The sequence below is a fragment of the Flavobacterium azooxidireducens genome (assembly GCF_023195775.1).
Classification (GTDB): Bacteria; Bacteroidota; Bacteroidia; order Flavobacteriales; family Flavobacteriaceae; genus Flavobacterium; species Flavobacterium azooxidireducens.
The window spans coordinates 3,097,394-3,123,307 of sequence record NZ_CP096205.1 but is presented as its reverse complement, the minus strand read 5'-3'; the positions used below and the strand labels follow the sequence as shown (position 1 = coordinate 3,123,307).

Here is a 25,914-nt window from a genome sequence, read left to right as displayed (position 1 = left end):
TCTCGTATCTTAACCAACATTGAAATCGCTTTTTCTTGATTCGGTTGTTCGGAATAAAAAAAGTTCAATATAATTTTACAATAAAATCAATTAATTTTTTATTCTAACATTAGGGTTACCGTATAAGTGCATTGCTAACCTTCCTTCGGCTACAAAGTATGCACTTGAAATAGATTCTTTATAATTAGAAAGCTCATTATTAGCATAATAAACAGCTTCACTAATATAAACTCCTGTTTTAAACTTTTTGATGAACTCATCAAGCCAAAACTCAGGAATTGTAACTTCTAATGCCCAACAAGGAGCAATTACAGTCTTATATCCAAAGTTTATAATTTCATGAACTAAAGATGTTACACGATTAGAAAAGAAATTTTTATCCATCTTCCCAGAATGACAAACAAATAATATCGCAATATCTCCACTTCCAAACAAAAATTCATTTGACATTATTGCACTATAATTTTCTTGGCTTTTATAAATTGCTTTAAATGATGAACCATTTAATTCTCCATGAGCAAAGAAAATATTAATATTGGAATTTAAATGTTCAGAATTTAAATTTATTATTGTTTTAATTTGGTTAGCTTCTAGAACATGCTTTAATTTATCATATCCATAATTTATATCAGGGTCACCTTCTTCAATTGGAGCCCAACAAGTAGAGGTGAAATTCTTTTCAAGAGTATAATCTTCATTATTCTCAATAAACCATTCCAACAACATAACATTTGATAATTTATAACTTGAACCAAGAAATTCATCATTATTTACAATAAGATTAATTGGAAAGTTTGATAGTTCTATGCTTGTAGAAATTAATAATTCATCAAAAGAATTAGTATTTAAATCTAAATTTGTATAAGATAGTTCATTAATTAGATTTTTATATTCTATTTCTTGTTCATTAACATCAAAATATTTTTTAGAATTAAAGTAGAAATCTTTTTTCTCTTTCTGCCATTTATTCATCTTTTTAATTGACCAGTCATTAGCTTTTGTAATTGTAAACTCTTTTTTAGAATTAATGGTTAAAAAATAAACTTCTCCATTTGAATTAAACAAGTAAATGAATAACTGATTATCTTTAAGGTAGATTTTACTTTTTATAAAGTCTAAATAGTTATTTAAAAAATCAAAGTTTTTATTGCTCATAATAAGAGGAACAACAGTATTCTTTTCATAATATATGTTCTTGTATATAGGACTTATGTCATTTGCTATGAAACCCGACAAAAGAATACTTTCAAAGTCATGGTTAATTATGCCTTCTCTGACAAGGTTATGCATGTCTAATTCAAGGTTTTGATTTTCAAAAACAAAATCATCAATCACTGCTGTGTTTAATGTTTTCTTTAATGAGTCAATAAAGTTGTTTTTTAAATTTTCATTAGAAAAATGTTTCTCTTTAAATGGTAAAAATTGCTCACTACTAACTTTACTTTCTAATAGTTCAATGTAGTCATCTACATTATATCTATTATCAATTACACCTTCATCAATTAGTCTTTTGATATTATAAAAATAATTTAACCAAGGTAAAATTCCTTTCTCATTGAATTTTATTATTTTTTTTGATTTAAATTTAAAATAATTAAAAGAGTCTTCCATTAATAATTCCATATCCTTTTTATCAGAATTCAAAAAAGCAGATAGATAATAGCTTAAATGAACTTTTTGCTCATCATATTCTTTAAGGTTTATAGATTTCAAATATTTAAACACACTTTGAACTAATTGTTTAGAAAATATGTTTCTTGAAAATTTAAGCACATTAAAGAATAATTCAACAGTTTCATGGTAAGTTAATTCTTCTTCTAAAGATATGGCTGTAATATATAAACAGCCATAAATGGAAGCATCAAATATATTTTTTTGTTGCTCATAGCACACAAATAAAACTCCCCATCCTCGGTGTAATCTTTTCTCATCTATTGAAATTAAAAGTACTTCTTCTGAAAGATTTCTTGCTGTTTGATAATAATTATTGAAGTTTAATGATGAAATTATGTTGTTGACAGCACTATAAAATTCAAAGTGTAGGTTGTATTTATCTTTATAGTTCTTTATTATTGCTAAGGATAACAAAAAAATATTAAAATCTTCGGGTAAATATCTTGTAATTGTAACTGTTGCTAACACTTCAAGGTTTAAAGTAATAATTTGTTTCTCCTCTACCTTGTTTAAATTAGTATCTGATTTGAATTCAGATAATCTGATTACATTATTGCCAACTAATAACTTATCCATCAATTTATAAGTATCTTCGGTTTCAAACTTAACTGAATTAAAAGTTTTTGTGTTTTTTACTTTAATTGATTCAAGATTATTTAGTGTATTAGTAAAATAATGAATTAAATGGGCAAATCCCCTAATATTGATTTTTTGAAATGATTTTGAAATTTCATTTCTGTTCAAACCAAATTCATATTTACTATGTGCTAAAAGATTGAAAATATCAGTCAAATAATATTGGATTGTTTTATCAATCAACTTATCATCATCATTACTATTTGAGTTGTAGTATTGTAGATTCAATACATTATTTAGTTGATTGATTTTGATTTCAAGATTTTCCCTTTCATCTACATAATCACACACATCTATATATAACTGCATCCTATCAGAATTAGGAAATACAGCTTGTTCTTTCCAGTATAGCTTACTTAATATTTCCATTATTGGTAATGGTTTTATTTGAAAATTTAAAAACGCATTATTGAACTCATCCTCATTTTCATAATAACTGAAAATATTATAAACTACATTTTTTTTGCTTTTAGAACCATAGTTTATTCTTCCTCTTTGAAATTCTCCTGTGACAAAATAGTTATTTAACAATCTTTTATCAAATATTGAAACTCCATCTAAAAACATTCCAGAGAAGATGGAATAATTTAAAACAATTATTGGTACAAAATCTTTTTCCTTATAAACCTTTTTTAGAGATTGTATTTTGGATTGTATTTTTTCAACAGATTCACTAACATAATTAAGTGAATCATTAATTTCTGATGACTCTATTGGCATTTTTTCCAAAACAACAACTTCAATTATTAGAAAATAATCCCTTAACTCATAAACAATATTATTTTCTTGTTTATCATTTGAAATATTAATTAAATCAAATTTGTACTCGTTGTCTATATTTAATCCTTCAATTATTTCTTTTTTAAAATTGATTATCTTTTCCTTTTTTTCAATTTTAGCTACTTCAATGATGCTTTCAAATAATAGATCTACATTGGGTGCACTTAATAATGAAAATGACAAGTATATTGTTTCATTAAAATAGTATAAAGGTTTTCTCCAAAAGTAGGGCTCTTCACTTTTTTCTGTTATAGCATCGATAACTTTATCAATACTATTGTTGTTTAAATTGCTTACACTTGATAAGTAATTTATCAATTCCTGCTTATTTATTTTAAAAGCTGTTGAAAAACTATTTTTCTTTTTAATTTGAAAATTAACAATCCTCTCAATATATATTATTACTTTATGAATCTCGATTAATTTTAAACCATCATAATATTCAAAGTTTAAATTTTCTAAATACTTATTTGTTTTTAAATACCTTGAAAAATCTAATATTTCATTTTCATCTCTTCCATTATTTTTCTCAAAATTTATATTATGTATATTTCCATTAGTAACATTATAGTTTAAAATTTTATACTCGATAAAAATATTTTTGTTTTTAAAGCCATTTGCAAACACACTATATTCATTAACATGATTTCTATCTCTTATTTCAGAAACACTAGAAAGTGTTCTAATTAATCTAGATTGGTCTGAAAGTTTTATTTTAGTTAGATTTAAATCTTCATCAATTAATATGGAACCTCTGTCCTCAATAAGAATTTCATAGAAAGATTTAAAACTATAAATGTTTCCCGCACAATACCAAACTGCATAGAAATTCTTTTCTTCCTCAACTATGCTTTTTTCAATTTTTTGACTGATTTCTTCCTCATTTTCAAGTATAAAAATTAATATATTAAGTATATCTCCTCCTCTTTCTAAGATATCTTTAGCATTTATTTCAACATTATCTTGATTATTATATTTCACAAAACCGAGTCTTTCAGCATTTAAAGAAAATGTATCTCCCGCAAATGGTTTTTTAAAAATATCGGAATGTGCTTGTAAATAAATTTCATTTAATGATTTAAAAACAAAATCAAGAACTTCTTCTTTATTCTCAAATGATGCAAAAATATTTGATATTATTTTAATACTATCTAAATATATTTTGTTACATTCAATAGAAAAATTTATAAAATCTAAATCTTCTTTATCTAAGTTTTGGTAATCAAATTCTAGAATAATATCATCTAATCTAAAGTTAAAAGTAAAGGGGTCGGGTATTTGAACTTTTCTCATAAAGAAGTTATTTTATGAATTAATCATTTTAAATTAGATGTAACAAAGGTGCCTTCTTTTTCTTTTAACTATTCCAGTATTTTATCTTTCATACTTTAACAAATTTAACAAAAAACCAACCACAAAACCAATGTAATATATTGACTTTGCGGTTGATTTATTAACATTTTTTTGAGGGGCTGAGTTGCTGAGATGCTGAGTTACGTTCATTCAAACAAACTGCTTTGTAAGAAAAACATTCTCACCAATTACCAAGCAACCTGAAACCTGAAACCCGCAACCCGCAACTCGCAACTCGCAACCCGCAACCTTCAACTAATCCTCCCGGCTCCCATCATCCGCCATTCTCACCAACTTCGGTGTAAACTTCGCCACTACGTCCACCAATTCCTGTTGGGCAGCCATCACTTGATGAATGTCTTTGTAGGCCATTGGAGCTTCGTCTAAGCCGGCACCAATTAAGGTAACGCCGTGGTCCTTTAGGATGGTTTGCATGGCGTTTTTGGTAATGGTTTTTTCGGCTTGGGTTCGGCTCATTTGTCGTCCCGCTCCGTGTGAGGCAGAATTAATCGCTTGCTCCTCGCCTTTTCCTCGCACCAAAAATCCGGGTGCAGTCATACTGCCAGGGATAATTCCCATCACGTCTTTTCCGGCTGGAGTAGCTCCTTTTCGGTGAACGATGACTTCTTCGCCATTCCACACTTCTTTCCAAGCAAAGTTGTGGTGGTTTTCCACTTTTGCCAAAACGGTTGCTCCCAAGGCGTTGGCAATTTTGTCGTGAATCACTTCGTGACAAGCCGACGCATAATCGCCGGCTAAATTCATTGCCAACCAATATTCTTGTCCCAATTGCGAGTTTAAATCCAAATAGGCTAAGTTTTTGGCCACTTCGGGTAACTTGCAAACGTCTTTGGCTAGTTTGGTATAATGTCCGGCAATCGTAGCTCCAAAACCTCTGGAACCAGAATGGGTTAACAACGCCACATAGTTTCCTTTCGGGATGTTTAACACCGCATCGTCTTGAGCAAATTCTAAAATACCGAATTCCACAAAGTGATTTCCACCTCCCGATGAACCCAATTGCGACCACGCTTTGTCTTTCAGGTTTTTGATGAATGGATTGGTGTCAAAGTCTTTGCTTTCCAACACGGCATGATCGGTTTTATACTGTCCATGAAAACCGTGACCGGCTCCAAATTTAGTATGAGCAATTAATTCACGTTTGAATTTATCTTCGTTTTCAAAATAGAAATCTGCTGCAATATCATAAATAGAAAGTGCCATTCTGCAGCCAATATCCACGCCCACTCCATACGGAATAATGGCATTGTTGGTGGCCAAAACCCCTCCAATTGGCAAACCATAGCCTTGGTGAGCATCGGGCATCAAGGCTCCGGCAACGGTAACAGGTAACTGCATGGCAATTTCCATTTGTTTGATGGCACCTTGTTCAATATGATCGGAACCATAGGCAACATAGGCTTTGGTTTCGGGATTTAACTGAATAAAATCTTCCGGCTTTTCATTGCTTTTTTCGATGATGGCAGTGGCTAATTTGCCAAAGACTTTGTCATCCAAATAGTTTTCCGGTTGGGCTAAAACAGAGACATAATGCGTCATCATTTCGGCACGGTTGTATCCGGTTCTTTTTTTATTGATGCGTAGAGCAATGCCCATGATCGAACCTTGTTCGTATCCCAAGGCTAATAAATCGTTTCCGTTGATTGGTGTGTTCATGTTTTCTTTCCTTTTGTGAACCCGACTGTTGTCCGTTGCAACAGTCGGGTTGATTTTCTGTTACAAAGATTTAAGCATTGCTACGCAATTATTTTGCGTAGTAAAATATTTTCTCTAAATAAACCAAAAAATTCTATATTTACCTCTTAACTTATCGCTTTTTAAAGATGAATTTTACACCGGATATTTTTCAAGCCTTTCAAACCAAATTAAAAGTAGGAAACCGCAGAACCATTCACTTGAATGCTATTCCCGGAAATTCGAGGTATAAATTCGATTTGGCACGTTTGGCTACCATTCACAAAAGCTTACCGGAACATTTTATATTGGATTTGCTGACATTGCGGAATGTGAATTTCAAATTTTCCATTCATGACAAACCCCAGAAAGCTCAGGAAGTTGCAACAAAAAGCGACAGTATTTATTTGAATGACTATGAAGATTTTGAGCCCAAACCCAAAGTAAAAGAAAAAACAACCGACCTGAGTAAAGAAGAAGCCGAACGGTTGATTGATTTACAAAAATTGGCTTCAGGATTGGAAAATCTGATTTTTCAAAATGAAGTAATTCAGTCCGAAAAAGGATTGAATTCGTTAGGATTTGGTTTTCCGCTATTGATTAGAAGAGATATGCACGACGGACAAATTTCGGTTTCTCCTATTCTGATTTGGTCTATTAAAATCAAGCCTTCACCGGAAATGAATACGTGGGAAGTGAGCCGCACCGAAGAAGATCCAATCTATCTGAATGAAGTATTAATCAATCATTTGCAAACCGATTCGGGTGTTTTTTTAGAACCCATTCCGGCTGAAATGCTTGAAGATGGCAAGATTGACAAACCGGAATTGCAAGCCATTTGTCAATCGATTTTGCAGCAATTGCATGTAGATCAAAACCTAGATTTTATTCTGAACAATTACGAAGCCATTTTACCAATCAAAAACAAAGCGGCTTACGAAAAACTTTTACCCAAAAAAGGCGATGCAGTTATTGAAAAATGCGGACTCTTTTCGTTGTTTGAAGTACAAAAGCAAAACATCATCAATGATTATGGCGATTTGATTTCGAATTTTAAAGCGGAAGAAAAAGCGGCAATCGAAAAAGTATTTCAATCGATCACGGCTGTTGAAACCGACCCATCGCAACAAGGTGTGTTAGAATCTCTAAAAACCAATTCCAAAATAGTTATTCAAGGTCCACCCGGAACAGGAAAAAGTCAAACCTTAACGGCTTTGCTAATCAATGCATTGGAAAACAAGCAAAAAACCATAGTAGTATGTGAGAAACAAACCGCTTTGGAAGTCTTGCAAACTGCCATGCAAAACCATAAATTAGACAAGTATTGTGTGATGATTAAAGACAGCGTTTCCGACCGGAAAAATGTGGTGGATGCAGTTCGAAATGTGGTGGATAATACCAAATTTAAAGAAGCCACACAAGTGTATCCACAGAGTGTTTTGCAAGAACAATTGGATAGCATTCATTTGTCTAAAAATGAGATTAACGCCGTACATCACAAATTAAATGAACAGCTGATTAACAATCAAAGCTGGTCGGAAATCATTGGGCAATTATTGGATAGTTTAACGTTAAAAGAAGACGTCAACCTACAAGCCTTGCCGTTTGCATTTGATTCGGAAGAATGGATTAGGCTAACGGAAATGATCGAGCAAGGTCAACCGTTGTATGACAAGTTCAAACCCTACAGCGAAAATTTGTTTTACAATTCAACTAAAATTACCGAAACCGATGCCTTTACTAGCCAACTTGGTTTGAATGAAGCTTTTCAGAAGTACCAATCTGATTGGCAGAAAATCAATCAAATTATAAAGAATTACGAAGCATTTTATTATACCAAACGAAAGGAAGAATTTACTCTTCAACTGGAAGAACTACAAAAAAGCCGAAACGAAATGTTTGTGCTAACCGCCACTTTAGGCGAGCAAAGTGATGAATTTAATCTCGCTAAAACCAATGGTTTTTTCTATAAAGTTTCTTCTTGGTTTTCTTCTTCCAAAAAAACGGTTTTGCAACATCAGGAAACCTTGCGGGAATTGGGTAAGAAAATCAAAACCATCAGTTTGCATCAAAATTTTTATCCGATAGAAATCACTGCTAATTTGTGGCAAAACTTATTGGAATGCAAGAATTATGAAGACAAAATCGAGTTAGCCAAACAAACGTTTTCCGAAAAAATGGAAAATGATTTTAAACAAACTGACTTATTAAACTTTTTTGAACGCAATTATCAAAATGCCGATTTGGATCAAATCGTTTTAAAAACTAAAAAACTAAAACGATCGCTACAAGAGGATAATTGGTTGCATCAATTGGAAATGGGAACTACTTTTCCGCAGTTCAATGAAAGTATAACTACTGTTTTAAATCAACATGAAGCGAATAAAATGCATCCGGACAATCCGTTTTTGATTGCTTACAATTGGCATGCGTTTCATCAATCGTTAACTAATTTTCAAAAACAAATTCTTACGCATCTTTATCCGGTAAAGTATTGGAAAGACTCGTTTTTGTTTGCTTATTTAAATCTTTTGCTGAAAAACAATTCGAATAATAGTCTCAATTTCAGTGAAGAACATTATGCTTCGATGGCAAAAAAATTGGTTTATTTTTCCGGTACGCAAAAAAATTACATTGAAAGTTATTGGAAAAATAAACAATTGAAAGCAGCCGTTCATTTTGAAAAAGAAAACAAAGAAATTACGGTGGCCAATTTATATAACAAACGTAAAAGTGTAAAATTTAATCGGCTTACGTTACGACAAATTGTGAATATGGATACCGATTTGTTTACTGCCTTTTTTCCAGTTTTATTTACGACTCCCGATGTGTGTTGTAATTTATTTCAAGGAAAAAATTTCTATTTTGATAATGTGGTATTTGACGAAGCCAGTCAGCTCAAATTAGAAGACAATTTACCGGCATTGTTGAAAGGGAAAAATATTATTATTGCCGGTGATGAACACCAAATGCCGCCGTCCAATTACTTTAGTAAAGTGTTTGACGGTTCGTTTGAAGACGAAGATGATTTGGAGGAAGAAACCGTTATCACTCAAAAAAATGCTTTATTAAACATTGAATCGCTGTTGGATTTTGCGTTGGAATATAAATTTGATAAAAACCATTTAGATTTTCATTACCGTTCCAGACATCCGTATTTGATTGACTTTTCCAATCATGCATTTTATGATGCTCGATTGAAACCATTACCCGCTTTAAACAATCAAAAACCAATTGAATTTTTTGAAGTAAACGGAATTTTTCATGAACATATTAATGAAGAAGAAGCGGATAAAATCGTAGAAATTTTAGAAGAAATTCAACCAAATGCTGCCGGAAAATATCCTTCTGTTGGAATTGCAACATTTAATATAACGCAACGAAATTACATCAAACGAAAAATTGCTTACAAACAAAGTTTGGAAGAAAACAGTGATTTCAGAGAAAAAATTACGCAATTAGAAGCGGCCGGATTATTTATAAAAAACTTAGAAAACATTCAAGGTGATGAACGAGATATTATCATTATTTCGACCACCTATGGCAGAAAAAAAGACGGGAAATTTATTCAAAGTTTTGGCCCAATAAACCATTCTAAAGGCTATAAATTACTGAATGTGATTGTGACTAGAGCGAAAGAAAAGATTTATATCTGTAATTCCATTCCAACTGAAAGTTACAGTAACTACAAAGAGGTTTTAAAGCAAGAAGGAAGCAACAATCGTCGTGCTGTTTTTTATGCTTATTTAGCCTATTGCAAAGCTGTTAGCGATGAAAATGAAAACAAAAGAAAAGAAATTTTGCATGATTTAGATCAATTTAGTAATAAACAAACTGTTTCTGAGAATGACTTAAAAAATAAGTTCAAAGAACAAGTGTACAAACAATTAAAAAACGGTATGCCTGAAGCTGAAATTCTGATTAATCATCCGTTTGGAGGATATAATTTAGATATGCTCATCAAAACAAATAGTGGAAAAAACATTGCTGTAGAATGTTTGAGTAAAGAAGAATACCGTGGTGAATTGGCTTATTTGGAAGACATTCACAAAGAAAAAATTCTCAAAAAAGCCGGATTTGATTACCAGCGGATATGGAGTCAACATTGGTGGCAAAACCCCGAAAGAGAAACCTTGAAATGGAAGGGAAAAGTGGTTGATTAGTAAAGATAATACTGATAACAAACAACAGACGACCGACAACCGACAACTCAAAAAAAATGTCACAAAACAAAAACGCCCTCATCCGCTACAAAACCATAGATAAATGTTTGCAAAACACCTATCGTCAATGGACGTTAGACGATTTGATAAACGCCTGTAGTGAGGCTTTGTATGAGTATGAAGGAAAAGAAAATCCGGTTAGCAAAAGAACAATTCAATTGGATATTCAGATGATGAGAAGCGAAAAATTGGGTTATAATGCTCCAATTGAAGTGTATGACAAAAAGTTTTATCATTATGCGGAAGAAGGTTTCACGATTACTGATATTCCTTTAACCGAAACGGATATTAATGTGCTGACTGAAACGGTTTCGATGTTGAAACAATTCAAAGATTTTTCACTTTTTAGCGATGTCTCGGATATCGTTCAGCGATTGGAGGACAAGATTTATGCGGAGAAATCACATACGCAACCGGTCATTCATTTAGACAAAAACGAAAGTTTGAAAGGGTTACATTTTTTGGATGAAATTTATCAAGCCATTGTGAAGAAAATAGTTTTAGTAATCACCTATAAATCTTTCAAATCCAAAGAAGAAAACCAATTTAATTTTCATCCGTTTATTCTGAAAGAATTCAATAACCGTTGGTTTGTGGTGGGAAAGAAGAAAGGAACTCATCCCATTTCAAATTTGGCTTTAGACCGAATTATCAAAATTGATTATGATTTTCAAATGCCTTTTTTAGATCATCATTTTGATGTTGAAAAATATTATAAAAATGTAATTGGTGTTACCGTAAATGAAGGCTTACAACCGAGAGTAATTCAGCTTTGGATTGATTCAATTAATGCTCCGTATGTGATAACAAAGCCACTGCATCACTCACAACGCGTCTTGCAACAAAATGAAGATGGAAGTATTATCATCAACCTTTTTCTGATTGAAAATTATGAAATGGAACGTTTGCTGTTGGGTTTTGGAAATGGAATTGAAATCATTAAACCGGAACGCTTACGAAATAGAATGAAGACTATTTTAGAAAGAGCAATCAAGAAATATGATACCGCTAGTGATAGTTAAGACCATGTAATCAAATCGCTTAACCTCATTAATTAATTACTTTAGAAAACTTTCCGTTTAATGAATAATTACCCATAGACGTATTGCAAAAAATAATAGTCATCACAAATCCATCGTTTTCTACATAAATTTTAGTACCGGGTTGTGCAGTTGCTGCCGCTGGTCCACCCATGCCAAAATTCATAATATTTAATCTAGCTTTACCTTTAGAGAGGTTATTAAACGAATTAAAATTGCTTTCATTTGTTATGGTATATTCTCCAGTTAGAGGATAATTTGCATTAATTTCATTAAAGCTTACAAAAATTCTGGCGGCTGAAAAAGAACTCGTAGCTTCAAATTCTAAATTTCCACTTTCTGAATAATAAGCATCTTCATTTAATGAAACATTATTAACATTAAGTTGCCCAAAACCGTAATCAACTCGGTTTGGCTGCGTAGGATTACAAGGTGTAGCAACACCAGTGGTAAACTGATAGGATTCTCCGTAGCCTGCTCCCACTTCATTGACTCCGTATGCTCTATAAAAATAGGTTGTTGCAGGTTGTAAATTGCTATAAGCAATAAAAAATTCACCTAAACGATTTCCTATAACTACTTTAGTATCGTTTATTGTAGGATTTTCAGAAGTGCTTACAACCACACCATATTCTGTAACATCTTTTCCGCCTTCGGCAAGCACGATTCCACCTAAAATAGCACTATTTGTTAAAACATTTTCAGGTTCATACGAAATAACCAATGGAACTTTATAATTGATATTTTCAATTTCACATCCCGACAATAGAGAAACAAATAATACTAATGCAATAAACTTTTTCATTTGTAAAAAATTTTACCAAAAATATATAAATTGGTTTATATTTGCTAACTAAAAATTAAAAAAAGTCCTATTAATAAAATGAAAAAATATTCAACTGTTCTTTTATTTTTTATATTGTCTGCAAACTTCTCATTTGCTCAATTTGGTGGTAGATTTGGTTTTACAGCCGGTGTTACCAATTTTTCAACAAAGACAGAAATTTTATTTTCTAAATCGATGCCCGGTTTTAGTTTAGGAATGGTTGGTACTAGTGAAATTGCGGATAATCTGGATTTATTAGTTGAATTTAATTACAGTCAACATTACCTTAAATTAGTTGGAAGAGAAACACCGGAATCTACTCCGGAAGATATTAAATTCAAAATGGGAAATTATAACATGCCTGTTATATTCAATTATAATGTGTTGAATTTAAAAAACGACTTACAATTTGGTCTTCAATTAGGTGCTTCTGCCAGTTTGATGCATGAGATGAAATTAAACGATAGCGGCAAAGAAGATTATTATTTAGATCCATACTATCTTAAACCGTCTGATTTAGAATTTGACTCTACCAATGGGCAACTTTCATTCAATGCTTTTGCTGTAATGGGTGTAAGTGCTACCTATGAACGTTTTATGGTTAATTTTAGATATTTCAAAGGAATTACAGATCCATACAGACACGCTCCTTTTTATTTTCAGGCTGATGGTATTGATATAAAAGGAAAAGATAATTATTATAATTTCACCCTAATTTATTTTATAAATGAAGGCGGAGGATGGTAAAAATTGTAATTAAATGATTTGTAATTTATTATGAATTTAAAAAATCTTTCAGCTAAACAACTCCAACTGGCTTCCCTGTTCTATTGCCAATAATTTTTTCTTAGCAGACAATCCTCCGGCATAGCCCACTAATTCTTGATTACTTCCAATAATTCGATGGCATGGAATAATAATCGAAATAGCATTTGCTCCATTTGCCGAAGCTACTGCCCGAATGGCTTTGGGATTGTCTAGTTGTTTGGATAAACCCAAATAAGTTTGTGTTTTTCCATAATCAATTTGTTGTAACGCTTTCCAAACGGTTTGCTGAAAATCAGTTCCAATCAATAAAAGCGGTAAATCAAACGTTGTTCGCTTTTTATCGAAATAGGCTTCTAGTTGATTTTGAGTTTCGGTTAATAAAGGAGTTGATTCTTCAACAAATTCGGCTTCTAATGCTTTTAAAATTCGGTTATCTACTTCATTCCGCATTTTACGGTAACGCCAATCACACAAACAAAGTTGATTGTTGAAATCGCCTAAAACCAGTTCTCCAACGGGCGAATTATAATATTGAATGTGAATGGTATTGGGTTGCATTAACGTCTTTATTTATTGATTACTTTATTTCAATTGGTATAGATTATTTTAAAAGTTAGTTTTCACTATACATTTAAAACATCCTATTATTTATACATTTTTTCATAATATTCATCGGCCATGCGTGAAGAATCAAAAAATGGACTCACAGAATTTAGACTAGCTGAAACAATTGAATTCCATTTTTCTCTGTTGAGGTAATAGGTTGGAATGATTTCATTTTCCAGCACATTTAGTAAATTTTCTAAATCTAATGCGTCTTGTTCGTAGGTTGGCAATTGATAATCTACGGTTGGCAAAACAAACGAATTTATACCATTGTTATAGAATTCACAAATCCATCCATCATTGGTAGAAACGTTGACTGCTCCATTCATTGCGGCAGACATTCCGCTTGTTCCGGATGCTTCACGGGTAACTCTGGGTGTGTTTAACCAAACATCTGCCCCTTCTTTTAACTGTCGGGAAAGCTTTAGTTCATAGCCCGTTAAAACAGCCATATTACTAAACGAACGACTCAAATAGGCTAAGGAATTAAAGGTGTTTATCGCTCCATAATCCATGGGATACGGTTTTCCAGCAAAGATTAGTTGAATTGGCATGTTTGTGTTTTCCATTAATCGCTTAAACCTTACTAAATCTCGTGCAATTAAATCAGGTCTTTTGTATTCGGCAAATCTTCTTGCCCACACGATTGTGAGTAGTTGAGGGTTAAATAATTTTCCGGTTTGATCGGCCACTACATCAAATAATTTTTGCTTTAATCTGGTTTTTCGTTTTACTATTCCCGGCATATCGTTGGCTACTCTGTATTCTTCTAAAAACGGATCTGCCCAGAATTTTTTGTTTTGGGCATTGGTAATGTGTGTAATCGGACAAACACCTTCATAGCCTTCCCACATCATTCGAGAAACTTCTCCATGCAATTTTGATACGCCATTTGCTTTTTCGCTAAAGCGTAAACCTACTAATGTATGGTTAAATATACTATCATGAATACCTGAAATTGCTCTGACTTCTGCCATAGGTAATCCGCAAAAGAAACTTAAATTATATAAGAAATTAATGTCGTGTTTTTCGTTACCGGCTTCTTCAGGTGTATGCGTTGTAAAGACGAGTTTTTCTTTGAGTTTATCCAAATTATGTCCGAACTTTTTATATAAATAAAACGCACCCGACAAGGCATGAGCTTCATTAAAATGATACCTATCCGGTGTGTAATCTAACACATCTAAAAGTTTTGCTCCTCCGAGACCTAAAACCATACATTGAGCCACTTTTGCATTGGGATCTGAATCGTATAAACGGAATGTAGTAGATTGTGCTAAATAATCATTTTCCGGCAAATCGGTAGACAAAAAGAACATCGGTGCAGTTCCAAATGTTTCCGGATTTAGAAACATTGCTTTCACTAAAACCGGATGATTGCTGATTTCTATCGTAAATCGAATTCCTGTATCTTCCAGAAAATGAAAAATTTTTTCTTGAAACATGACGCCCATCATACGATCTTCTTTTCGGTATTGATCATAATATCCTTGTTTCCAAAGCACACCAATACCTATTACATTTTGTTTTAAATCGTAGGCACTACGCATGTGTGAACCGGCAAGAAAGCCCAATCCGCCGGAATATATTTTTAAACATTGATCGATTGCAAATTCCATACTGAAATAGGCTACCGATTTTTTATATTTTTTATTGAATGCATAAGGATGTTTAAACTGTGTTGGTAAAGTAGAACTCATGAGAAGTGAATAAATTTATTTAAATCGTTTAAAAAACTTGAAGTATTATTTCAAATGTACTAAAAAAGAAATTGGAATTTGAGAAAAAGTTATCCGCAAAATAGTAATTACTTTGCGGATAAATCTGTTTCTACTACTTTTACTATTTAACCAAGGAAACTTAATAAAACCCCTGCTGCAATGGCACTTCCAATCACTCCTGCCACGTTTGGTCCCATGGCATGCATGAGTAAATGATTAGTTTTGTCATATTCTAAACCAACCACTTGCGATACCCTTGCACTATCTGGTACAGCAGAAACACCTGAATTTCCAATTAATGGATTAATTTTATTGCCTTCTTTCAAAAACAAATTGAAAATCTTGGTAAACAGAACACCCGTTGTTGTTGCGATGATAAAAGAAACCGCTCCAATAGCAAAAATCCCTACCGAATTACCGGTTAAAAAAGTCGTTGCTTGGGTAGAAGCTCCTACTGTTAAACCAATTAAAATGGTTACGATATCGATCAAAGACCCTTTGGCTGTATCGGCTAAACGTTTGGTGACGCCACTTTCTTTTAATAAATTTCCAAAGAACAACATACCTAATAATGGAAGACCACTCGGAACAATGAATGTGGTGAGTAATAAACCAAAAATTGGGAACATAATTTTTTCATTTCTAGAAACAACACGTGGTGGTTTCATTCGAATTAATCGTTCTTTTGAAGTTGTTAATAACCGCATGATTGGTGGCTGAATAACCGGCACCAATGCCATATAGGAATACGCTGAGATGGCGATTGCCCCCATTAATTCCGGTGCTAATTTTGAAGATAAAAAGATAGCCGTTGGACCATCTGCTCCGCCAATGATAGCGATTGCACCCGCTTGTTCAGGTAAAAAACCTAAGGCTAAAGCAGCCATGTATGCTCCAAAAATTCCGAATTGAGCTGCAGCACCAATTAACATCAATTTTGGGTTGGAAATTAAGGCCGAAAAGTCAGTCATCGCCCCTATTCCTAGAAATATCAAAGGCGGATAGATACCTTTCATTACACCAAAATAAAGGTAATTAAGCACACTGCCTTCTTCATAAATTCCTATTTGAAGACCAGGAAAAAAAGGTACATTTCCAATTAAAATTCCAAATCCGATTGGAACCAATAACATCGGTTCATATTCTTTAAAAATAGCTAAATAAATAAAGACCAATCCAATTAAAATCATGAAGCCGTGCCCAATTGTAAAATTAGCAAACGCTGTAAAGGTGAAAAACAGTTGTAAATGTTCTACTAAAAAACTCCAAAACTCATTCATGATTTCTTATTTTATGGTAATTAAAACATCGCCTTCCATCACTGCATCATTAGTATTAAAATGAATTGCTTCCACCACTCCAGCTTTATCCGCTTGGATACTATTTTCCATTTTCATGGCTTCTAGTGTAATTAATTCTTGAGAAAGATTCACCGTGTCACCAACTTTTACATGCAGTTTCAAAATAACGCCCGGTAGTGGTGATTTGATAGTTCCACCACCTTTTGGAGCAGAAGGATTGCTTGTTTTTGCAATTGACTGAGAAGAATCTGTTGTTGGCACGGCAACGGAACGAACCAATTTTGGTGTTTTAGTAACCGATGATTTTTTTTCCAATTCAACCGAATAGGCAATTCCGTTAACTTGAACAGAGGCTAAATCATCTTCTAAGCTGTCAATTTTTACTTCGTAATTGTTTCCGTTTATTTTAAAATTAAATTTTTTCATTGCTGTTTATTTTAATTCCTTACGCATTCCATAGATTTTAGAATTCCATGGTGAATAGTTTCGGTTGATTTTTTTAATAGTTAACAAAGCCGTTTCATGGTCGTGCAATTCTTGTTGGTATAAATAAATAGCCATTGCCACTGCTGCACCTAATTCTAAAGTGGCAGCGTTATCTTTGGTTGTAACAGATTGATTTGTGTTGGAAGATGATTTTTTCCTAAAATCATAAGCAAAAAGTTTGGCTATATTTTTAAACATCAAATAAAGAAAGAGTAATGAGATAAAAACAACAGACATAGCCACCATGGTCATTCCAACCCCATACGGATCCAGTCGGGCAAACTCTGCCGCATCTTTGTGCGAACTAGCTTGTAATAAAATGAATAGATTGTTCATGTTACAATGGTAAATTAGAATGTTTTTTTGGTGGATTAACCACTTTTTTGGTTGCCAATGATTGTAGAGCCCGAATGATTCTGAATCGCGTATTTCGAGGTTCAATTATATCATCGATATAACCGTAGCTGGCCGCGTTATACGGATTAGCAAATTTTTGTTTGTATTCTTCTGTTTTATCGGCTATAAATTGAGCTCTTTCCTCCAGGTTTTCAATTTGCATGTATTCTTTTTGGTAGAGAATTTCAATAGCTCCTTTTGGTCCCATCACGGCAATTTCTGCATTTGGCCAAGCATAATTGATATCGCCTCTTAAATGTTTAGAGCTCATTACATCATAGGCTCCACCATAGGCTTTTCGAAGAATAATGGTCACTTTTGGTACTGTTGCTTCGCCATAAGCAAAAAGCAATTTTGCACCATGAATGATGATTCCTCCATATTCTTGGGTTGTTCCGGGTAAGAATCCAGGCACATCCACCAACGTAACAATTGGAATATTAAATGCATCACAAAAACGAACAAATCGAGCTGCTTTTCGGGAAGCGTTAATATCTAACACACCCGCTAAATAACTAGGTTGATTCGCTACAATACCAACCGGTTGTCCGTTAAATTTGGCATAACCCACCACAATATTTGGTGCATAATGACGATGAACTTCAAAAAACTCATTATCATCGGCAATAGCATGAATAACATCTTTTACATCATACGGTTTATTTGGATTTTCGGGAATAATGGTGTTTAAACTATCTTCAAAACGATCTATCGGATCTAAACAAACAGAAAGTGGTGGTTCTTCGAGATTATTCTGTGGCAAATAGCTCAATAATTTTCGAATAAGTAATAAACCTTCTTGTTCGTCTTCGGCAATAAAATGCGTTACACCCGATTTGGTTCCGTGTACCATTGCACCACCTAATTCATCATCGGTAACTACTTCTCCGGTAACGGTTTTTACTACTTTTGGTCCCGTTACAAACATATAACTGTTCTTTTTAGTCATCATAATAAAATCGGTCAGTGCCGGAGAATAAACAGCACCACCTGCACAAGGCCCGAATACAGCAGAAATTTGCGGAATTACGCCTGAAGCCATGATGTTGCGTTGAAAAACTTCGGCATAACCGGCTAAGCTTGTTACTCCCTCTTGTATTCTAGCTCCTCCACTATCGTTAATTCCGATAATTGGTGCTCCCATTTTGAGAGCCATGTCCATCACTTTACATATTTTTTGAGCAAATGTTTCTGACAATGAACCCCCAAAAACAGTGAAATCTTGTGAAAAAACATAGACTAATCTGGCATCAATGGTTCCGAATCCGGTTACAACACCATCGGCTAAATATTTCTGATCTTCCAGACCAAAATTGGTACAACGATGAGTGACAAACATATCAAACTCTTCAAAACTATTTTCATCCAGCAAGAGTTCAATTCGCTCACGAGCAGTTAATTTTCCTTTGGCATGCTGGGTATCAATTCGTTTTTGTCCACCACCTAATTTGGCTTCAGCACGTTTGTCTAATAAGGTTTTAAGTTGGTTTGTACTTTCCATTAGTCTAGATTTACAAATTATTATTTTCGCAAAGTTCCAGCAACACACCATGCGTTGCTTTCGGATGTATAAAGGCAATGTCTAAGCCTTCTGCACCTTTTCTGGGCGTTTTGTCGATTAACTGAACACCATTAATTTCTAACTCCGTTAAATTTTGTTGAATGTGTTTTACAGCAATGGCAAGGTGATGAATGCCTTCGCCTTTCTTTTCGATAAATTTACCGATAGGTCCTTCGGGATCTGTAGATTCTAATAATTCAATTTTTGATTGTCCGATTTGAAAGAAAGCAGTTTTTACTTTCTGTTCTTTCACTTCTTCAATAGTGTAGCATTTGAGACCAAGCATGTTTTCCCAAAAGGGAATAGCTTCATCTAAGCTTTTAACAGCAATTCCAATATGTTCTATGTGTGATAAATTCATGACCTTATTGTATTTAAAATATACAACAAAGTTAGAATGATATGAAATGTTAAAATCTGATAAATATCAGGTAAATGGATGGAATAGATTGAAAATTAGAATAGTTACTAACTATATCGATTGCGATAATAATTTAATATTTTAAACAAAAAAAAGAGACCTTAGTCTCTTTCCTATATTAATATTCTACCAATTCTGGCAACTCTATTTCAAATCGTTTTTTTTATAAATATTGATATTCCAATGCTTTCGTAGACGGAATTGGTGATTCTAAAGTACCTACTCTTGGAACGGGATCGTCGGAATGTTCAAAACAATTATACATTATCAAAAGATTGACGGTAATTGATGTTTTTATCAAAGTGAATAAAAAACGGCTACAGGAAATTCATGTAACCGTTTTTATTTGATTTGATTTGATTAGAACACTTTTCACATAAAGCAAGTTGAGCTTTATCAATCGTAGCAACACTTTCAACAGCATCAGTCATCACGCATTTTTTATCAGGACAATGTGGCAAACCTAAATTGTGTCCGAATTCATGAACGGTGACTTTCTTTAATCGCATAAAATGAACTTCTTTATTTTTATGTTGAATTCGAAAGGTTGAAACCACACAACTTTTCCCCGGACAATAAGCCAAACCCATAATTCCCCAATCTTCATATTTATGGGCAGGTTCTTTTACTTTTCCATTTTCTTTTTTTGAAGTTGAAATGTCTTTTTCGGTTAGACCGATAATATAATCTAATGAATCTGGAAGTTTTTCTTTTTGAAGTTTGATGATCTTATCGGCTCTGTAACGAGGCGATTTCACTTTAGTAAAAGTTGAAATGTCATGAGGTTTATTGGGTAAAATAATCGTTTCAACACCATAAAATTCATGAATAATTTTTGTGATAGTGTCTGTTTTGGTTTTTGAAAAATCAGCATACGGTTGAATGCCGACTTTAGTATCGGAAACTGATTTATTCTGACAACTGAAAAAAATTAAAATAAAAACAAAGCCTATTTTATTCATATGTTTTCATCACAATTTAAAATCAATTAAGAAGAGTAAGATTTAATCGTCTTTATCTTCTGTTAGAAAAGAATAAAAAAATAAATTACAGCCCAAATTCCAATAAAAAATAACCCTGGAACAAACACTGATTGAAATTTTGACTTTAACTCTTTCTTTACAAAAGCCAGATAAAGCACATAAAATATAAACAAAACAGTTAATATGATTGGAATAAAAAGATATGTCATAATTCAAAAAATAAAAATGTTACTACTCAAAAATACAAAAATTTAAAATAGATTTACAAAAAAAAGATGCAGTCTGACAACTTGAGACAGTTTTTTTTTTCGTTTTTTCTTACATGAAACAGTTGTTTTTTTTGTGTTTTTATATCTGATTTACATATGATTATATGTGAATTTCAAACATTACAATCAACGTCAAACATACTTTTAACTTATCCTTTTGACGATTTTATTTCAGAGAAATATCCCGTTCAGGTAGTTGACCAAGTTGTGGAGTTCATCAACATCCAACCACTGCTAAAGAAATACAGTAAAGCGTTATCATCCGAAAATGTTACTCAAAGTAATGTTGTATACTTATATGACTAACATCTATTCTTAATGTATTCTTAAACAAGTATCCTAAAATTAGTTTTAGTGTCAATCATTAGCTTGTGGAGATTTTATATCTATGTTTTATATTTTTTAATTCTAAGACATGTGCAAAATAAATCGTCTAAAGAATATTCCACATACAAAAAAACAGAAATGATGTAATAAAAATCTATAATTGTATAAGTCATGACAGAGATAATTATCTGAAATTTACACAATAAAATCAAACACTTAATTGCCATACACATGATAACTGAAAAAGCCATTGAAAACCTTAACACATTATTATGTATTAACAATGATAGAGTTGAAGGATATAAATCTGCCATTTACGAAGCAAAAGAAGTAGATATCAAAATAATGTTTTCAACATTAGCACAAACCTCTTTGGAGTGTAGAAAAGAGCTTATTCAGGAATTAAAAAAATTAGGAGGTAAAAGGAATAACGGATTTAGAGAAACCGGTAAATTCTTTAATGTTTGGAGGGAAATGAAAAAAGCAATTAAAAAAGATGATCGTCAAACAATTTTATATTCTTGTAAGCACGGAGAAAACGCAGTGCTAAGAGAATACCTGAAAATAATTAAAGGAAGTATTTCTAATCTAAACTTAGAATGTGAAAGTGTTCTTTCTAGGCAGTATAACATGCTAAAAGCAGACTATGAGAAAATTAATCAGTTGCATAACTATTTTCAAGAAGAAAAAGTTTAAAAAGTTAGAATTATTATTATTTCAATTTAAAAAATAACACAAGAAAAATAAACTATATGTCAAATTGAGCTTGCAATTATTTGTGGTTAGATTTTATGCAGGCTCATGCTGACATTTAAAGTTCTTTAAATGAATTATTAAAATGTTATTTGAACAATATAAAAAAATAATTTAACGTTTTATACTTATAAATTTTTTCATCAGGTAGACAATACTTACATTTGTAAAATAATTTATTTACTCCAAGCAATTATTCAGAATTAGCCGAAGTTCATTCTACAACTGATATTTTATGCCTTCCTAACTCAAATAATTCAGGTGAAATGTTTAGCTCTTTTAAAGTTAAATAAAAGAATTATTATCGTAAGCATTAAATTTGATAAAATTGTTGAAATGAGCATTTTCAGAATAGTATTTTCACTAACATGCTTGTTGTTTGCTCAGTTTATATGGGCTTTTGAACTTGATTTATCTGGCACAAACGAAAGCTGTCCGGGTAACGGATCAATTGAATTTGTGATTTCTAATGCAAATCCATCCGGAACAATTTCTTTTGTTGTATTTAAACTTCCAAACACAACAGTTCCCTATGCAACGCCAACAGCTCCTTTAATTAATGGTCTCGTTGCAGGAGAATATCTTGTTGTGGCAACTGAAACAGTTGAAAATCAAACCACAACAAAGCAAAGCACTATAATAATTACAAATACATTTACACCACTAACCTTTTCTGTTGGCTATATTAATCAATCTTGTAGTGATGTTAGTAATGTAACAGTAAGCGTAAATTCAGGTACAGCATCTAGTTTTGAAATTACTGCCGGACCTGTTTTGTTTCCACCACAAACTTCAAATGTTTTTTCAAACTTACCGGAAGGAACCTACTCAATTCGTGTTTTTGATGAGTGCGGAATTGCAATGGTAACAACATTTACGGTTTCCTATTCAGCCTCCGGATTAACTATTGGAAGTCCGGTTTTGAGTAATACATTTCCTCCTTCATGTGATTTCACAGTAATTACTAACCAAATTACTCCTGATACAGGAACTTCGATTGCTTATCCGTTACAAATTACATACACGATTTTTCCACCTGATGGCTCACCCAGTTATACCATCAACAAAACCATTACATCTGGAAATCCATTGGAAACATCAATTAATGAAACATTTCCAAACTTTAATTCTACAAATTTTAATTATTCTATTGAAATTACTGATAATTGTGGAACAATTACTAACCAAAATTTTATTGCTAATTTAACGGGTTCCGTTACCGTTACGTTGAATAGACAACCCTGTGATTCTAATTATTTTACAATTAATACGGCTAATTTCTCACCGCCTTTTCAACTAAATTTTGACATTGTACCACCGGGGTTTGTACCTGGAGATTTTAATGCAGATTACCCAGGTCCTTTTACTTCTAATGCTATTGTTTTTGGTGGAGCAGATAATTTGGTTCCGCTAGGAAATTATAGTTTTACCATTACAGATTCTTGCGGAAAAATTCAAACGGTCGCTTTCTCTGTCGTGCAAAACACTATTATCCCAAGTATTAGAACAGGAAATAATGGTTGCTATGAAAATAATGGTTTTATCAGAATAACTATACCGGTTAATGAAATTTTAGGTGCAACAGTAGTTGCTGCTCCTACTAGTTATCCTTTTCCTCTACCTCATGATGTTTCAAATCAATTAGTTAATGGAGTTATTGTTTTAGACCCGGTTCCGATTGGATTTTATGAAATAACAATTGTTGACGAATGCAATATTACATATATAATTGACGATATAGAAGTGCCGGTTTATGAAAATGAAGGTTTAGAAGTAACCGAAAGAGTTGGTTGTGAAGTTGGCAAAACATCAATCAGAATAGACAGCAATAATGCCAGTATTACGAATATAATTATTACAAATGCTCCCAGTTCATTTGAACAGAACATTCCGTTTAATGCTTCTAATTTTATTACATCCAATGATGGTGTGTTTTTTATGAATAATTTGCCTCCTGGTGAATATTCATTTGATGTGGATGACGAATGTGGTTTTTTTAATTCTATAACTGTTACATTAACTGAATATGTTATAAACAATTCTGCTTTTAATCCAATCTTTAATTGTGGTTCATTTGACGTGAATTTAAGTTTTTTGAGCAACGGAACAAATGGGCAATCCTTTTGGCTTCAAAAACTAATTGATCCATTAACAGATACTTGGGGACATCCTGCAACAAATGTAATTTATCCTCCTGATAGTACTCCAAATGCAACAAATTCAATCATATTAGCAAACAATACTACAAATTTCAACTTTGTTTTTAATGGCGAATTTCGAATTGTTAGAAAGTTTAATTCTTATAAAAATGGAAACGAAATTGCAAATCAGACTGCTGCAACCAAAGTTTGCTTAGAAATTTTTAATCCAAGTTTTGTATTTAATGAAGCCTTAGAAATTATTGATATTAATCGTTCTCCTTGCACAGACAATGGAACATTAGATATTGTCATTAATGCCATCGGACAAGCTCCCATTAATTATAAATTAATTCTAAAAGATGGCGAAATTATTAATATTGATAATGGTAACTCTCCTATTTTCTATAACCTTCCATTGGGTTTATATACTCTCCAAATAGAAGATTCATGTGGAAACATTAAAACGCAGGTTTTTGATGTAGATACTTTAAAATCAATCATTAATAGTCTTGACCCAGATGATATGACAGTTTGTGTTCCTTTGATTAGCAATAATGAACGGTTTAATCTGACTACACAAATCTCAACAATAATTAATCCGGATGACTTAAATGAATATACCGTTAGTTTTCATACATCGTTAACTGATTCTCAACAAAATCTCAATCCGATAACAAATCCTGAGAATTTTAACCCGGTTTCTAATCCGCAAACAATTTACACTAGAATTATACTCAACCTACTTCCCTCTTGTTATGAAGTCAAAACGTTTGATGTTTTTGTGGGACAGACTCCGTCAATTAATTTGAATTCTGATTACTTATTTTGTGATGAATTACCGTTTACGATAACCATTAACAATCCTTCTCCTAATACGGTTTATGAATGGTCAAATGGCACAATTGGAACTTCGTTTACTACCTCAACACCAGGTATATCGAATATAACTGTTACCGCGACAACAACTTTTACTGACTCCGATCTAATTTGTGAAAATAGTAAAGAAATTACAGTCTCTATTTCAGAACCACCGGTTATCGATTCGATTACAACCGTAGATTGGACAGAAAATCAAAATGAAATTACTATAAATTCAAATAACATTGGATTTCATACTTATTCTATAGACGGAATGAATTATCAAACTGAAAACACTTTTACCAATTTACTGCCCGGAGTTTATACAGTATATGTTCAAGATACGATTGGCTGTGGAACAGTTACAGAATTGGTTTGGCTTTTATATTATCCACGGTTTTTTACTCCAAATGGAGATGGATATAATGAAACATGGTTCATTAAAGATTCCGGTTTAGAAGAAAATTTCATTGTCCATATTTTTGACCGTTATGGAAAATTAATTACCGTTTTTAATTCAAAAAGCGAAGGTTGGGATGGAACTTTTAACGGTCAACCTTTATTTTCTACAGATTATTGGTTTATGATCTATAGAAACGACGGTCGTGTTCATAAAGGACATTTCAGTTTAAAACGTTAAATCACACTTTCAAATTTGATTAATTTCTGATTAATTTGATTCTTAACAAACTGTTAATTAGTGCATTTCGTCGAAAATGCACAATTTTAGTTGGCTAACCTTATTGTTTTATTTATCTTTGAAACAAGTTACCTTTATAGGGTTAAGAATAAATTTGGGAAGAAGCTCCTCTTTTTTGAGGAGCTTTTTTTATGATATTAAATTTATATTTTATAATTTTGAATCTCCAAAACAACAAATCCCCTTTTTAATATATTATTTGTATTTCGTTTTTTGCGAAATGCTATGTTTTATATAATTCCAAAAACCAAAAACCACTACACGTAAAAAGACTTTTGAAATCAAAAGTCTTTTTTTTGTTCAGTTTATTCCAAAAAAAAAGGTGAAATTGCTTTCACCCTTTTTGCCCCAAATTTATTCCATAAACTTAACCTACTTAACTTATGGTGAGTCAAA

General features: G+C 32.4%; 16 protein-coding genes. 5 read left to right on the top strand and 11 right to left on the bottom strand.

Going from position 1 to position 25,914, the window contains the following annotated elements; genetic code table 11:
* Positions 1-90: 90 nt before the first annotated feature.
* A complete protein-coding gene (locus tag M0M57_RS13460; protein ID WP_248433554.1) occupies positions 91-4,383 on the bottom strand; it encodes a hypothetical protein in 4,293 nt (1,430 codons plus the stop codon).
* A gap of 315 nt (positions 4,384-4,698) precedes the next feature.
* On the bottom strand, positions 4,699-6,120 hold the full coding sequence (locus tag M0M57_RS13455) for an RtcB family protein (protein ID WP_248433553.1): 1,422 nt from the start codon (positions 6,118-6,120) through the stop codon (positions 4,699-4,701).
* 167 nt (positions 6,121-6,287) lie between these two features.
* Here M0M57_RS13455 and M0M57_RS13450 point away from each other — a divergent pair, with 167 nt between their 5' ends.
* Positions 6,288-10,301, top strand: coding sequence for an AAA domain-containing protein (locus M0M57_RS13450; protein ID WP_248433551.1), 4,014 nt, complete (start codon positions 6,288-6,290; stop codon positions 10,299-10,301).
* A gap of 56 nt (positions 10,302-10,357) precedes the next feature.
* Positions 10,358-11,383 (top strand): helix-turn-helix transcriptional regulator, encoded by a 1,026-nt coding sequence (locus M0M57_RS13445; RefSeq protein ID WP_248433550.1) that lies wholly within the window; start codon positions 10,358-10,360, stop codon positions 11,381-11,383.
* A 28-nt stretch (positions 11,384-11,411) separates the two neighbouring features.
* On the opposite strand, the gene M0M57_RS13440 is transcribed toward M0M57_RS13445, so the two are convergent.
* The gene (locus M0M57_RS13440; RefSeq protein WP_248433549.1) at positions 11,412-12,206 is read right to left on the bottom strand and encodes a fibronectin type III domain-containing protein; all 795 of its coding nucleotides are present in this window, start codon (positions 12,204-12,206) and stop codon (positions 11,412-11,414) included.
* A 78-nt stretch (positions 12,207-12,284) separates the two neighbouring features.
* Between M0M57_RS13440 and M0M57_RS13435 the strand changes: the two genes are divergently transcribed.
* Positions 12,285-12,974, top strand: a complete 690-nt coding sequence (locus tag M0M57_RS13435; RefSeq protein ID WP_248433548.1) for an outer membrane beta-barrel protein — start codon at positions 12,285-12,287, stop codon at positions 12,972-12,974.
* Positions 12,975-13,022: 48 nt separating this feature from the next.
* Here M0M57_RS13435 and M0M57_RS13430 read toward each other — a convergent pair whose 3' ends face one another.
* From M0M57_RS13430 to M0M57_RS13395, 8 genes are all read right to left on the bottom strand, one after another.
* Positions 13,023-13,553 carry a methylated-DNA--[protein]-cysteine S-methyltransferase gene (locus M0M57_RS13430; protein WP_248433547.1) on the bottom strand — a complete coding sequence of 177 codons (531 nt, stop codon included), beginning with the start codon at positions 13,551-13,553 and terminating at the stop codon, positions 13,023-13,025.
* 86 nt (positions 13,554-13,639) lie between these two features.
* Positions 13,640-15,301, bottom strand: a complete 1,662-nt coding sequence (gene glgP / locus M0M57_RS13425) for an alpha-glucan family phosphorylase (RefSeq protein WP_248433546.1) — start codon at positions 15,299-15,301, stop codon at positions 13,640-13,642.
* Between the two features lie 146 nt (positions 15,302-15,447).
* Positions 15,448-16,602, bottom strand: coding sequence for a sodium ion-translocating decarboxylase subunit beta (locus tag M0M57_RS13420; RefSeq protein WP_248433544.1), 1,155 nt, complete (start codon positions 16,600-16,602; stop codon positions 15,448-15,450).
* A 6-nt stretch (positions 16,603-16,608) separates the two neighbouring features.
* Positions 16,609-17,049 carry a biotin/lipoyl-containing protein gene (locus M0M57_RS13415; protein ID WP_248433543.1) on the bottom strand — a complete coding sequence of 147 codons (441 nt, stop codon included), beginning with the start codon at positions 17,047-17,049 and terminating at the stop codon, positions 16,609-16,611.
* 6 nt (positions 17,050-17,055) lie between these two features.
* Complete coding sequence (locus M0M57_RS13410) at positions 17,056-17,445, bottom strand: OadG family protein (protein WP_248433542.1); 390 nt, start codon at positions 17,443-17,445, stop codon at positions 17,056-17,058.
* A gap of 1 nt (position 17,446) precedes the next feature.
* Positions 17,447-19,006 carry an acyl-CoA carboxylase subunit beta gene (locus M0M57_RS13405; protein ID WP_248433541.1) on the bottom strand — a complete coding sequence of 520 codons (1,560 nt, stop codon included), beginning with the start codon at positions 19,004-19,006 and terminating at the stop codon, positions 17,447-17,449.
* 10 nt (positions 19,007-19,016) lie between these two features.
* Entirely contained in the window at positions 19,017-19,427 is a 411-nt protein-coding gene (mce, locus tag M0M57_RS13400) for a methylmalonyl-CoA epimerase (protein ID WP_248433540.1), read from the bottom strand.
* Positions 19,428-19,804: 377 nt separating this feature from the next.
* Positions 19,805-20,449, bottom strand: coding sequence for a matrixin family metalloprotease (locus tag M0M57_RS13395; protein ID WP_248433538.1), 645 nt, complete (start codon positions 20,447-20,449; stop codon positions 19,805-19,807).
* Between the two features lie 848 nt (positions 20,450-21,297).
* Between M0M57_RS13395 and M0M57_RS13390 the strand changes: the two genes are divergently transcribed.
* Entirely contained in the window at positions 21,298-21,762 is a 465-nt protein-coding gene (locus M0M57_RS13390) for a PA2169 family four-helix-bundle protein (protein WP_248433537.1), read from the top strand.
* A gap of 393 nt (positions 21,763-22,155) precedes the next feature.
* Positions 22,156-25,458 (top strand): T9SS type B sorting domain-containing protein, encoded by a 3,303-nt coding sequence (locus tag M0M57_RS13385; RefSeq protein ID WP_248433536.1) that lies wholly within the window; start codon positions 22,156-22,158, stop codon positions 25,456-25,458.
* Positions 25,459-25,914: the final 456 nt, after the last annotated feature.